Genomic DNA, 12323 nt, shown 5'->3' with positions numbered 1-12323 from the left:
AGCAACAAAAACTCCCGTTAGCAGTGGCGGCTAAGGCGCAGAATCCGGCTAACGGGTGTCTCGTTGCGGCCAAAGCGCAGAATCCGGCTAACGGGTGTCTCACTGCGGCCAAAGCGCAGAATCCGGCCAAAAGACGGCTTTCACAGCGGCAAAGCTGACCCGCCCACGCTTTAGCAACAAAAACTCCCGTTAGCAGTGGCGGCTAAAGCGCAGATCCCGGCTAACGGGTGTCTCGTTGCGGCTAAAGCGCAGAAGCCGGTTACAGGGAGTTTTACCCGCAAGAACCAGCTGCACCCCACCCCACAAAACAGCCGCCCCACAAAACGGCCGAGGTGGAACTCCTCTGGGGAGTTCCACCTCGGCCGTTGTCAGCGGAAGGTCAGTCAGCCAACAGGCTCAGCGACCGACAACACAGTCGACGATCAGCGAGCGGCGGTGCCTTCGGTGTAGTCGTCTTCGGTGTCCTTGAGCCATGCGAACATCTTGCGCAGTTCGCGGCCGGTGGCTTCGATGGGGTGCTGTTCTTCCTTGGCGCGCAGTTCGTTGAATTCCTTCGCGCCGTTCTTCTGATCGTCCATGAAGCGCTTGGCGAAGGTGCCGTCCTGAATGTCGGCGAGGACAGCCTTCATGTCTTCCTTCACCTGCGGGGTGATGACGCGCGGGCCGGATACGTAGTCGCCGTATTCGGCGGTGTCGGAGCAGGACCAGCGCTGCTTGGCGATGCCGCCTTCGACCATGAGGTCGACGATCAGCTTGAGTTCGTGCAGAACCTCGAAGTAGGCGATTTCAGGCTGGTAGCCGGCTTCGGTAAGGACTTCGAAGCCTGCCTGCACGAGGTGGGAAACACCACCGCAGAGAACGGCCTGTTCGCCGAACAGGTCGGTTTCGGTTTCTTCCGTGAACGTGGTCTTGATTCCGCCGGCGCGCAGACCGCCGATGGCCTTTGCGTAGGACAGGACGGTGTCCCATGCCTTGCCGGATGCGTCGACCTCAACGGCGACGAGGACCGGAACGCCGCGGCCGTCAACGTATTCGCGGCGCACAACGTGGCCGGGGCCCTTGGGGGCGACCATGATGACGTCAACACCCTGCGGGGCTTCGATGTAGTCGAAGCGGATGTTGAAGCCGTGCGAGAACACGAGCGTCTTGCCCTCGGTGAGCTTGTCTGCGATCTCGGCGTTGTAGATGTCTGCCTGCACCTGGTCGGGTGCGAGGATCACGATGACATCTGCCCATTCGGACACTTCGGCGGGGGTGCCGACCTTGAGGCCTTCTGCTTCGGCCTTGTCGCGGCTCTTGGAGCCTTCCTTCAGACCGATGCGCACGTCAACGCCGGAGTCGCGCAGGCTCAGCGCGTGTGCGTGGCCCTGCGAACCGAAGCCGATGACGGCGACTTTCTTGCCCTGGATGACGCCGAGGTCGGCATTGTCGTCGTAGTAGCGCTCTGCTGCCATGGGATTTTCCTTCCTTTGAGATCGCCCACCGAATGGCGCGTCTCAGATGTTGGGTGTCGTTTCGAGATTATAGGAGCGTGCCGGCTCACTGCGAATTGAGCGTGCACACTGTGAGATAAAGGCCGAGGTGCCAGCCCGGAACCGCTCGGGAACTTGTGTTCCCGAGGGCTCGGGCCAGCCGGTTACGCCCAGGTGGACCGATCCGAGATCGACCGTGAGCCGCGGCTGATGGCCAGCAGCCCGGACTGGACGATTTCGCGGATGCCGAACGGTTCGAGCACGGCCCGCAGTGCCTCCAGCTTGGACTCTTCGCCAGTGGCTTCAACACACACTGCGTCCGGCGCGACATCGATGATGCGCACGCGGAACAGTTCGCAGGCGTCGGCAATCTGTCCGCGGGTGACGGAGTCGGCCGACACTTTGAAGATCACGTGGCCGCGCTCAACCGAGTTCGCCGGTTCGAGTTCAACGACTTTGATGACGTTGACCAGCTTGTTCAGCTGCTTCGTAACCTGCTCGAGCGGCACGTCTTCAACGTCAACGACCATCGTCAGGCGCGAGATCTCCTCGACTTCGGTGGTGCCCACCGCAAGCGAATCGATGTTGAACCCGCGACGTGCGATGAGACCGGTCAGGCGGGTGAGCGCGCCGGGCTTGTTCTCCAGCAGGACTGACAGAGTATGACGGCTCACAGCTCTTCCTCTTCCTCTTCGAATTCGGGACGCAGGTTCTGCGCGTACTCAATCTGGTCGTTGCTGACACCGGCGGGCACCATGGGCCACACCATTGCCTCAGCCGGGACCGTGAAGTCGATGACCACGGGACGGTCATTGATTTCCAGGGCCTTGGCGATTGCAGCATCGACGTCTTCATTGCGCTCAACCCGCATGCCCACACAGCCGTAGGCTTCGGCAAGTTTCACGAAGTCCGGCACCCGCCTCGAACCGTGACCGGTGTCGAGGTTGGAGTGCGAATAGCGGCCGTCGTAGAACAGGGTCTGCCACTGGCGGACCATGCCGAGTGACGAGTTGTTGATGATCGCCACCTTGATCGGGATGTTCGAGATGACGCACGTGGCCAGTTCCTGGTTCGTCATCTGGAAGCAGCCGTCACCGTCGATGGCCCACACGGTGCGATCGGGTTCGCCGACCTTTGCACCCATGGCGGCCGGAACGGAGTAGCCCATGGTGCCGAGCCCTCCGGAGTTGAGCCACGAATTGGGGCGTTCGTATTTCACGAACTGGCTCGCCCACATCTGGTGCTGTCCAACACCTGCGGCGAAAACCCCTTCGGGTCCTGTCAGCGCAGAGATGCGCTTGATGACGTACTGCGGATCGCACAGTCCGACATCGTTGGCTTCATAGCCCAGCGGGTACGTCTCTTTCCACCCGTTGAGCTTCGCCCACCAGGCGGGGCGTTCGTTTTCGAGTGCCGCCGAGTGCGATTCGCGCAGCTCATTCAGCAGCGAGCTCAGCACTTCGCGGGCGTCGCCGACGATCGGCACATCGACCGCACGGTTCTTGCCGATTTCAGCCGGGTCGATGTCGGCGTGGATGACCTTTGCGTAAGGGGCGAACGATGCGAGGTCACCCGTAACGCGGTCATCGAAGCGCGCACCGATCGCAATGAGCAGGTCCGACTTCTGGAATGCGGCAACAGCTGACACATTGCCGTGCATGCCGGGCATGCCCACGTGCTGCGGGTGGGAGTCTGGGAACGCGCCGCGGGCCATAAGCGTCGTGGCCACCGGAATCTTCGTTGCTTCGGCCAAGCGCAGCAGCTCAGCGGAAGCACCGGAGCGGATGACACCGCCGCCGATGTAGAACACCGGCTTCTTCGCCTGCGCGATTAGCTGCGCGGCTTCGCGAATCTGCTTGTTGTGCGGCTTGGCGACGGGACGGTAGCCGGGCAGGCTGGGAGCTTCCGGCCAGATGAACGGAGCCTCAGCCTGCTGGGCGTCCTTTGTCACGTCCACCAGAACGGGGCCGGGGCGGCCGGTCGAGGCGATGTGGAACGCCGACATGATTGCCTGCGGGATGTCTTCAACCCGGGTCACCAGGAACGAGTGCTTGGTGACGGGCATTGTCATGCCCACGATGTCCGCTTCCTGGAATGCGTCGGTGCCGAGCATCTTGGAGGACTGCTGGCCGGTGATCGCCACGAGCGGCACGGAGTCCATGTGAGCATCGGCAATCGGGGTGACGAGGTTCGTCGCACCGGGACCGGAGGTCGCCATGCACACGCCGACCTTCCCTGTGGCGGCCGCGTAGCCTGTTGCCGCGTGCCCGGCTCCCTGTTCGTGGCGGACGAGGACGTGGTTGATGGATTCTGCATCCATCAGCGGGTCGTAAGTCGGGAGGATGGTTCCGCCCGGCAGTCCGAATACGGTGTCGACGCCCATCAGCTCAAGGCTGCGAATGATGGCCTGTGCGCCCGTCAGGACCTCGGGGGCAGTCCGCCCTCTTTTGGCGGGCTGTTGAGCCTGGCGCGATGGCGATGGCGCCGGCACGGGCTTTGATGCCACGGTGAACTCCTCTGCGTGTACCTGTGTATTGTCTTCGCCCTGGTGATCACCAATAAAAAAAGCCCCTGCCAGATCCTGGAGGGGCGCGCGATGATCGTCCAAGCGAACGCTGGGAGGGATTACCTCGCGCGCCTGCTAATAAGGACAATGACGTCGGTGAACATGTGACCTAGTGAACTAGGCCACGTGGGCAATGTCAATTTGCGGATACGATTCGTCCACTTTCTGAGACACGAGGTGGATCTCCCGGGTCCGCATCAATGTCGGCCAGGGGCGCGTTCCCGCGTTCGCGCATGAGCAACAGTGCGGGAATCCCAGCAACCAAGACGATGGCAGTGGCGTAGCCGGCCGGAGCAAGATCCCATCCGGTGGTCTGGACCAGGCTGGCGGCAATGATGGGCGACAGTCCCCCGAAGGCGACGGTGGCCGTATTGAAGCCGATGGCCATACCGGAAAAGCGACCGATGGCGGTGAACTGTTCGGGGATGGCGGCAGCGGCAACTGCCGACCATCCCGCAGCGGGAACCGCAAGGAAGGCTGCAGCAGTCGCTGCTGTTGCAGGGTTGGCGTGGGAAAGCAGCGCGTAGGCGGGAATTGTTGTCAGCACCAGAACCGCGCTAAGAGCCGCGAACATGGTCCGCCTGCCGAACTTGTCCGAGGCCAGTCCGATCAGGGGTGTGACGATGATGGCCGCCACTCCTGCAATGGTGCCGAAAGCCAGCGATCCCGCACCGTCCATTTCGACAACGGATTCGAGGAACGTGGGCACGTAGGTGATGTTGAGGAAGTACGACACAGATCCGACCGAGGACACCAGGAACGCCACGATGACGGCTTTAGGGTGGCGGCGCAGAACGTCGAGCAGCGGTGAACCCACGCTTGCTCCGCTGTCCTGCGTTTTCTTGAAGGTGTCGGTTTCCTCGAGGTGTTTGCGCAGCGGGATCATCACAGCCGCCAGGACACCGCCGATGATGAACAGAACTCGCCAGCCCCAGGAGTCCATCTGGTCTGCGGTCAGCAGATTGGCAAGCAGCGCACCGGAGCCCACGGCCAGGAGCGCACCGACCTCAGAGTTCGCGGCAGCCCAGCTCGCGGCCAGACCACGACGACCTTCTTTGGCCGTTTCCATGAGGAAGACCATGATGCCCGTGTATTCGGCACCCACGGAAAAGCCCGCCAGGCAGCGCAGGGAAATCATGATGATTCCGCCCCATATGCCGATCTGTTCGTATCCGGGTGTAATGGCGATTCCAAACATGGCCACCGCCATGAGGATTGCCGAAACCACAAGCGCCGCTCGCCTGCCGACCCTGTCGCCCAAATGCCCGAAGACCATGGCACCCAACGGCCGGAAGAAGAAGCCTGCCGCACCGACACCCAGAGTCAGCAGCAGCGAGTTTTCCTGCCCCGGAAAATACACGCGCGCCAGGTTGACCGACACGTAGAAGAACACAGAGAAGTCGAACCATTCGACGATCGTGCCGAAGGCAGCCACAAGTATGGACAGGCGGCGTTTGGAGTCTTCCGTTTTCCGCGGCGTGGGTGTCATAGCGCTCTTCCTTCCGGATGTTCGAACACTAACAGCAGGGTCTGACACAGCACCTAGGATTGCTGTATGTTCTGCGCCCACTACGCTGCCGACCGCTGCCGGACCTGCTCGCTTATCGAGGTTCCAACCGACCAGCGGCTGACACGCATTGAACGCGAACTTGCCGCAAACATCGAACACGCCCTGGGCGGCAGAAACCCTGACGAGGTTTTCGCAGACCCCATCACCAGCCCCGACTCCGGTTTCCGCAACACTGCGAAAATGGCTGTCGGCGGCACCGTCAACGAACCCACACTCGGCATTCTCGACGAGGACTTCGCCGGCATCGACCTATCTGACTGCCCGCTCTACTCCCCCGTCATCCACCGCGCTCTGGATGCAATCCCAGCAATCATCAAAGCCGCACAGATCCCTCCCTACCGAGTGCGTGCGCGCAAGGGCGAACTCAAATACGTCATCGTGACAGAAGGCGATGATGGCAAGCTGGCGATCCGCTTCGTCCTGCGCACCGAAAGCGCCCTGCCGCGTCTGCAGGAAAAGCTTCCCCGCCTACTGGAAGCCGTTCCCGGCATCACGCTCATCAGCGCAAACATCAATCCTGAGCACACGGCCATCATCGAAGGCCCCACAGAAATCCACTTGCACGGCGAGCGCTCCCTGCCGGTCACTCAGGGCGATGTCACGCTCCTGCCCGGCCCGCAGTCGTTCCTTCAGACGAACACCGCTGTCGCCGGCGAGCTCTACCGCACAGTCCGCCAGTGGATTGCCGACGCCGCAGCATCCCACGCAGCCGCACACCAAACCACAGCCACCCCCACCACTCCCCTCACAGTGTGGGACCTGTACTGCGGCGTTGGTGGATTTGCCCTCCACGCGGCACTCGCCTCACCGCAAGTCCGCGTCCACGCGGCCGAACTCAACCCAGAAGCAGTCGAGCGGGCCAAGGAAGCCGCCAGGCGCCTCGTGAGTGAGCACCCGGAAGTTGAAGACCGTGTCGAGTTCACAGCGGGAGATGCGTTCACGTGGGCTCGCGAGCAGAGCGAGCCAGCCGATCTGCTCATCGTCAACCCGCCCCGGCGTGGGCTCGGCAAGCCAATGAGTCAGTGGATTGAGAAGTCCGGAATTGCCACCGTCATCTACTCCAGCTGCAACCCGCGCACCCTGGCGGCAGACCTTGAGCACATGCCCGGCTACAGGGCCGAAACCGTCCGAATAGTCGACATGTTCCCGCATTCACCCCACGCAGAGGTTCTCACCCGGCTGACTCGGCTATAAGCTGAGTCAAATGCGAGCACTCCTGCGATTCTGGCCAGACATCCGCGCCCGCCTAGGGGTGTATTCCCTGGTCATGGTGCTCACGCTCATCGCCAACGCAATTTCGCTGGCCACCCCTATGCTCACGGGCCACATCATCGACGGCCCGATTGCCCACCGCAACCCCGCCCGCCTGTGGTGGCCTGCGGCCGCGATTCTGGCGGTCGGAATCGCCGAGGCGTCTGCCCTGTGGGCGCGCCGCCGGCTGGTTGCCGGGGTGGTTTCGGAATGGGAAGTCACGTGGCGCAGTCGGCTGTTCTCCCGCCTTCTGTATCTGCGGGTCGGCAGGCACGACGCGTGGGATTCGGGCCAGCTGCTGTCCCGGGCCACGCAGGACATGTCGCAGCTGCGGCGCTTCTTTGCCTTCGGCGGGCCGTTCATGCTGGTCACTCCAGTGACGATCGTCATCGGCACCGTCATGCTGTGGCTCATTCACCCGCTGTTCGGACTCACTGTGATCGGCATGGCCATCCCACTGACGGGCGCCGTCGCCCTTCTGGAGGGCCGGTATCGGCGGACCTCGCGGGCATCCCAGGACACGATGGGCGAAATCACCACAAGCGTCGAAGAGTCGATTCTCGGCATCAGGATTCTGCGCTCGTTCGGACGGTCGTCGTGGGCTTCGCAGAGATTTTCTGAGTTCTCCCACCGCCTGGCCGGCTACGAGGTGCGCCTGGCAAAGCTCGATTCCTGGATGTGGGCCTCGATGCAGATGCTGCCGGCCGCCGCACAGGTCGTCATGCTGGGCCTGGGCGCGTGGGGCGTCCTCGAAGGTTGGGTGACCATCGGCCAGGTGGTTGCAGCGCTCACGATCACGTGGATTCTGCGGATGCCGATTGAAATGCTCGGCTTCCTGCTGGCCGACTTCCTCATCAGCATCACCGCCGCACAGCGGTATTGGGAAGTGCTCGATGAAGAAGTCGGCATCGAAGACCCCACTGGCGGAATCGACGATGCAGCCGCCGTACCGTCCGCCGAAGGCCGACTGGAGTTCGCGGGTGTCGGATTCACCTTCGACGATGGCGAGCGCCCGCTGCTGCACGATGTGAACCTCACCGTTGAACCCGGTGAAACGCTGGCGCTCGTGGGGCCCACGGGATCGGGTAAGTCGACAGTTGTCTCGCTCATCCCCCGCCTGCACGATGTCACCTCCGGTGCCATCACAATTGACGGTCGGGACATCCGCGACATCCCGCTCAATGCCCTGCGGGGTCTGGTGTCATTCGCCTTTGAAGATCCCATTCTGTTCTCTGACACCATCCGGGCGAACGTCGAAATGGGCGCACCCGGTGCCGGTGACGACGAAATCGAGCAGGCGCTGCGCATCGCCGCCGCGTGGGACTTTGTGCAGGACCTGCCGGAAGGCCTGGAAACGCAGGTCGGCGAACAGGGGCTCAGCCTCTCAGGCGGCCAGCGCCAGCGGGTCGCCCTGGCACGGGCCATCATCGGCAAGCCGCGCGTGCTTGTGATGGACGATCCGCTTTCAGCGGTTGACGTTGACACAGAAGACCGCGTGCAGCGCGCTCTGGCCGAGGTCCTGCCGGACTCCACCACCATCGTCGTGGCCCACCGCCCGTCGACCGCCCTGCTGGCAGACAGGGTTGCCGTGCTGGACGGCGGCACGGTCGTTGAAACCGGCTCCCACCGCGAACTCACGGCCAACTCTCCCACCTACCGCAACCTCATGGGGGCGCAGGCATGAGCGACACAGTGACCTCCACCTCGGATATTGATGCCCTCCCGGAAGGCATTTCGCAACGCTCCCGCGCACTCCTGATGCAGCTGATCCGGCCCTACCGCGGGATCCTCATCGTGCTGACCCTGCTGGTCCTGTTCTTCGCCACAGCAGGCACGCTCGGCCCGGTGTTCATAGCACGCGCCCTTGACCACGGCCTGCCCGCTGCAGCGAACGGCGATTTCGGCCCCCTGTGGACCAACGTGGGCCTGTTCGCGGCGTTTGTGGTTCTTGGCGCATCTGCATCCTGGGCAGCTACCCGAGGCATTGGGATCGTCAGCCAGAAGATCATGGTGACCCTGCGCGGTCGCCTGTTCGACCACGTGCAGAAACTCGACATCGCCTATCACGAAAAGCAGAGCTCAGGCCGGCTGGTGTCACGGCAGTCATCCGACATGGAGTCGGTGCAGGAGTTCCTCGGCTATACGCTCATTTCGGCGATTTCCGGGGTCGTGCAGATGACAGTCATCGCCGCCATCCTCATCTTCCTCGACATTCCGCTGGCCCTGGTCACCTTCGCCGGCTTCATCCCGCTGTACTTCGTCACTCGCGCCGCCCAGCGTTCACAGCGTGCGGCATACCGGCGGACGCGCACGTCGATTGCCAGGGTGATCATCGACTTCACGGAGTCCATGGGCGGCATCCGCGCTGTTCAGGCCTTCCGTCGACAGCCGCAGCGCAAATCCAGCCTGGCCGCCCACGATGACGACTACCGCAAGGCCAACACTGACGCTCTGCGAGGAGTGGCAACTTTTGCCGGGCTGACCAGGCTGATCGGCAATCTTTCGCAGTTCGCGATCATCCTCCTGGGCGCGTGGCTTGTGATCAGCGGGCACACGCAAGTGGGTGTGCTCGCCGCGTTCGTCCTCTATGTGCGCCGCTTCTACGCCCCGCTCGATGAGCTTGTGCAGACATTCAACATGTACCAGTCGGCGCAGGCTGCACTTGAGAAGATCACGGCCGTTCTCGAGGTCGAACCCACCATCACTGATCCCGCCTCTCCCCAGGCAGTCGAGGCCGACGGCGAGGTGGTCTTCGATGCCGTTCGCTTTGCGTACGGGGACGGACAGGATGTGCTCCCCCGCTTTGATCTGCGTCTGCCGGCCGGGCAGACGGTCGCGCTCGTGGGCGCAACAGGTGCTGGCAAGTCAACGCTGGTGAAGCTGCTGACCCGCTTCTACGATCCGCTTGAAGGCGGGGTGAGACTCGATGGAGTTGACCTGCGGGACATTGTGGATGCTGATCTGCGCAAAGCCGTTGTCATGGTCACGCAGGAATCGTTCCTGTTCGGCGGAACGATTGCCGACAATATTCGGATCGGCCGCCCCGATGCGTCTGATGACGAAGTCCGCGCGGCCGCACGCGCCGTCGGTGTGGACGAATTCATTGAGAGTCTGCCGGATGGCTATGACACGGATGTGCGCAAACGCGGCGGGCGTTTGAGCTCCGGGCAGCGTCAGCTGGTGAGCTTTGCGCGCGTGTTCTTGGCCGACCCTGCAGTGCTCGTTCTTGACGAGGCCACGGCTCACCTGGATGTGCCATCAGAGAAGTTGGTGCAGCGGGCACTCGAGACGATCCTCGCCGGCCGGACAGCGGTCATCATTGCCCACCGCCTGTCGACGGTCGAAATCGCCGACCGTGTTCTTGTCATGGATGCCGGCCGGATTGTCGAAGACGGCACTCCCGCCGAGCTCATTGCCGGCGAGGGACGCTTCGCTCATCTTCACGCTGCTTGGAAAGACTCACTCCTGTAGAGCTCCCGCTTGGGCTGACGAGGTGCCAGGTCCGGGCGCGCGTCACTGGTCTTCCGCTGTGGTTCGGGACGCTTGCATAGACCCTCAATGTCAAAGATTCTTGCCTTTATGTCAGGCTTGCTTGACATGCTATGTCTAGTTTCCTTAACCTTGTGTCAAACAAACTAGACATGAGGACAAATGAGCACACACCCCAAGCCGAAAGTGAAAAGCGCCAGACTGCTTGCCGAACTCACACAGGCTCAGCTGGCTGCAAAGGCGGGTGTGTCGCGGCAGACGATCATTTCGATTGAACGCGGCGACTACAACCCCAGCGTCTACCTAGCACTGTCAATCGCACAGCTGCTGAACAGCACAGTCGAAAATCTTTTTCCCACCGCACAGGAGGACAACTCATGACGAACTCCCCGACACCTCGTATTGACCGGATGATGGGCTACAACTCCGCGACGATGGGCGATGAACGCGAAGCACGCATTCTGCTGCAGGCAACGTCGTTCGGCGCGGTCGTCAGCGTCTACACGGCAACCGCCGTTGCCGCCGGACTCGCGCTGACCGGCACCGGCGCATGGGGCGCCGTCCTGCTGGTGCTGTCGTCGATCCCGTCGTTTGCCATCTACTTCTACGCCGAACGTCACGGTGTCCAGGTCGACAAGCTGCTGTCCAAGGGCACCTTGGGCCAGCTGGTGTGGCCCCACATGATTATGGGCCTCATGGTTGCCGCACTGCTGTTCGGAATTGCGTTCCACCTGACCACCGGACAGCCCGTCATCCCCGTGACCGATGTTTCGCAGGGCCTTGCCGACAATATGAGCAACGGCCATACCGCACCCCTCTCCCGTGGGTTGATCGGAGGCGGTATTGTCGCGCTCATCCCGATCGTCTGGGCGATCATCTCTGTGCGTCGAACCAAGACCCAGAAACCCGACCCTGCCGACATTCCCGACGAAGACTGAAAGAAGGTATGTCATGACTACCTCGCAGAATTTCCAGCGGGAGGCGGGCGGCGCCTCGGCAGCCCCATCTCCCACTAAGAACATCGACGCAGTCTTCGGCCTCACCGGCATGGGCGACGAGCGCCAGCGCGACATCTACCTGAGGGCCAACACGTTCGCCGCGCACATGGGCATCTACGCGGGCATCGCCCTGGCAGCGCTGCTAGCGCTGTGCGGTCTGGTGTTCTGGGCAGTGGTCGCACTGTTCGCGACCGGCGTCCCCGCGGTGGCCGTCATCGCCTACATGAAGGCACACGGCGTCCCCTACGGAGACCCGTACGCTCGGGCGACGCGCACGCAGAAGATCGTGCCCAGCCTCATCGGACTCGCAATCGTTGCCGCCATGGTGTTCGGCGCCATGTGGGCACTGTTCACCGGCGGCCCGTTCGTTGAGGTCGTGGGACCGACCACGGCAGATGTCGCGCAGACCGCCTCGGAGGACCGCGCGGGAACTGCCCAGACGCTGCTCATAGGACTTGCCGCAGGCGTAGGGCTGACCGCAGTGCTCCTCCTGGTGCTGCGCCCCGCGTTCCTGTCCAAGCGCGACCGCCGCGACGCCGCCGACATCCCGGATGAGGACTGACGGCCCGGGTCACAATCGCTGACACAAGCAGATGCCGGGGACACCTACGGATCCGTTGGTGGCCCCGGCACTTGCCCACAACGGCGGACGAGGCGGAGGCTGCCTCCCAGCACACAGAAAGGCGGGGCCTGCACTGCAGCAGGCCCCGCCTTTCGTCTGCCTCGCAAACCAAATCAGATCCGCACACTCAGCGGGTCGTTCGGCACTACCTAGCGGATTCAGTCGGTGGTGACGGCTCCGACTGCGGCTGAGCGGACCAGCTTGGCGTACTTGCCCAGCGTGCCGTGCAGACGCGGGTTCTCCGGCAGCGTCCAGTTTTCGCGACGACGGTCAAGCTCGGCCTGATCAACGTGCAGGTCGATCGAACGAGCGGCGATGTCAACGGTGATCTTGTCGCCGTCTTCGACAAAGGCGA

The 12323-nt window shown here is 62.8% G+C and carries 11 protein-coding genes; 6 read left to right on the top strand and 5 right to left on the bottom strand.

The genetic code is table 11. The features are described from left to right. Positions 1-422: 422 nt before the first annotated feature. The 4 genes from ilvC to HMPREF3172_RS03885 form a co-directional block, all read right to left on the bottom strand. On the bottom strand, positions 423-1454 hold the full coding sequence (gene ilvC / locus HMPREF3172_RS03900; protein WP_019174765.1) for a ketol-acid reductoisomerase: 1032 nt from the start codon (positions 1452-1454) through the stop codon (positions 423-425). A gap of 182 nt (positions 1455-1636) precedes the next feature. Continuing rightward, entirely contained in the window at positions 1637-2146 is a 510-nt protein-coding gene (ilvN, locus tag HMPREF3172_RS03895) for an acetolactate synthase small subunit (protein ID WP_070515587.1), read from the bottom strand. Beyond that, positions 2143-3963, bottom strand: a complete 1821-nt coding sequence (locus tag HMPREF3172_RS03890; protein ID WP_370919331.1) for an acetolactate synthase large subunit — start codon at positions 3961-3963, stop codon at positions 2143-2145. The genes ilvN and HMPREF3172_RS03890 overlap by 4 nt, the downstream gene beginning before the upstream one ends. Positions 3964-4174: 211 nt before the next feature. Then, positions 4175-5527 (bottom strand): MFS transporter, encoded by a 1353-nt coding sequence (locus HMPREF3172_RS03885; RefSeq protein ID WP_070515585.1) that lies wholly within the window; start codon positions 5525-5527, stop codon positions 4175-4177. A gap of 66 nt (positions 5528-5593) precedes the next feature. On the opposite strand from HMPREF3172_RS03885, the gene HMPREF3172_RS03880 reads away from it, so the two are divergent. The 6 genes from HMPREF3172_RS03880 to HMPREF3172_RS03855 all read left to right on the top strand — a co-directional run bounded on the left by HMPREF3172_RS03880 (position 5594) and on the right by HMPREF3172_RS03855 (position 11908). Next, entirely contained in the window at positions 5594-6802 is a 1209-nt protein-coding gene (locus HMPREF3172_RS03880; protein ID WP_070515583.1) for a methyltransferase domain-containing protein, read from the top strand. A 10-nt stretch (positions 6803-6812) separates the two neighbouring features. Then, on the top strand, positions 6813-8543 hold the full coding sequence (locus HMPREF3172_RS03875; RefSeq protein ID WP_070515581.1) for an ABC transporter ATP-binding protein: 1731 nt from the start codon (positions 6813-6815) through the stop codon (positions 8541-8543). Then, entirely contained in the window at positions 8540-10330 is a 1791-nt protein-coding gene (locus HMPREF3172_RS03870) for an ABC transporter ATP-binding protein (RefSeq protein WP_070515578.1), read from the top strand. Before HMPREF3172_RS03875 ends, HMPREF3172_RS03870 begins: the two co-directional genes overlap by 4 nt. A 180-nt stretch (positions 10331-10510) precedes the next feature. Beyond that, positions 10511-10729 (top strand): helix-turn-helix transcriptional regulator, encoded by a 219-nt coding sequence (locus HMPREF3172_RS03865; protein ID WP_062019379.1) that lies wholly within the window; start codon positions 10511-10513, stop codon positions 10727-10729. Next, on the top strand, positions 10726-11286 hold the full coding sequence (locus HMPREF3172_RS03860) for a hypothetical protein (protein ID WP_070515576.1): 561 nt from the start codon (positions 10726-10728) through the stop codon (positions 11284-11286). Before HMPREF3172_RS03865 ends, HMPREF3172_RS03860 begins: the two co-directional genes overlap by 4 nt. A gap of 13 nt (positions 11287-11299) precedes the next feature. Continuing rightward, on the top strand, positions 11300-11908 hold the full coding sequence (locus HMPREF3172_RS03855; RefSeq protein WP_061943344.1) for a hypothetical protein: 609 nt from the start codon (positions 11300-11302) through the stop codon (positions 11906-11908). Between the two features lie 218 nt (positions 11909-12126). Here HMPREF3172_RS03855 and HMPREF3172_RS10645 read toward each other — a convergent pair. Further along, on the bottom strand, positions 12127-12323 hold a 197-nt coding region (locus HMPREF3172_RS10645; RefSeq protein WP_256173162.1), incomplete at its 5' end, for a dihydroxy-acid dehydratase domain-containing protein.

It is taken from the genome of Brevibacterium sp. HMSC08F02, from assembly GCF_001807555.1.
Lineage (GTDB): Bacteria > Actinomycetota > Actinomycetes > Actinomycetales > Brevibacteriaceae > Brevibacterium > Brevibacterium ravenspurgense.
The sequence above is the reverse complement of the archived record's forward strand: the minus strand, read 5'-3'. Positions and strand labels throughout refer to the sequence as shown.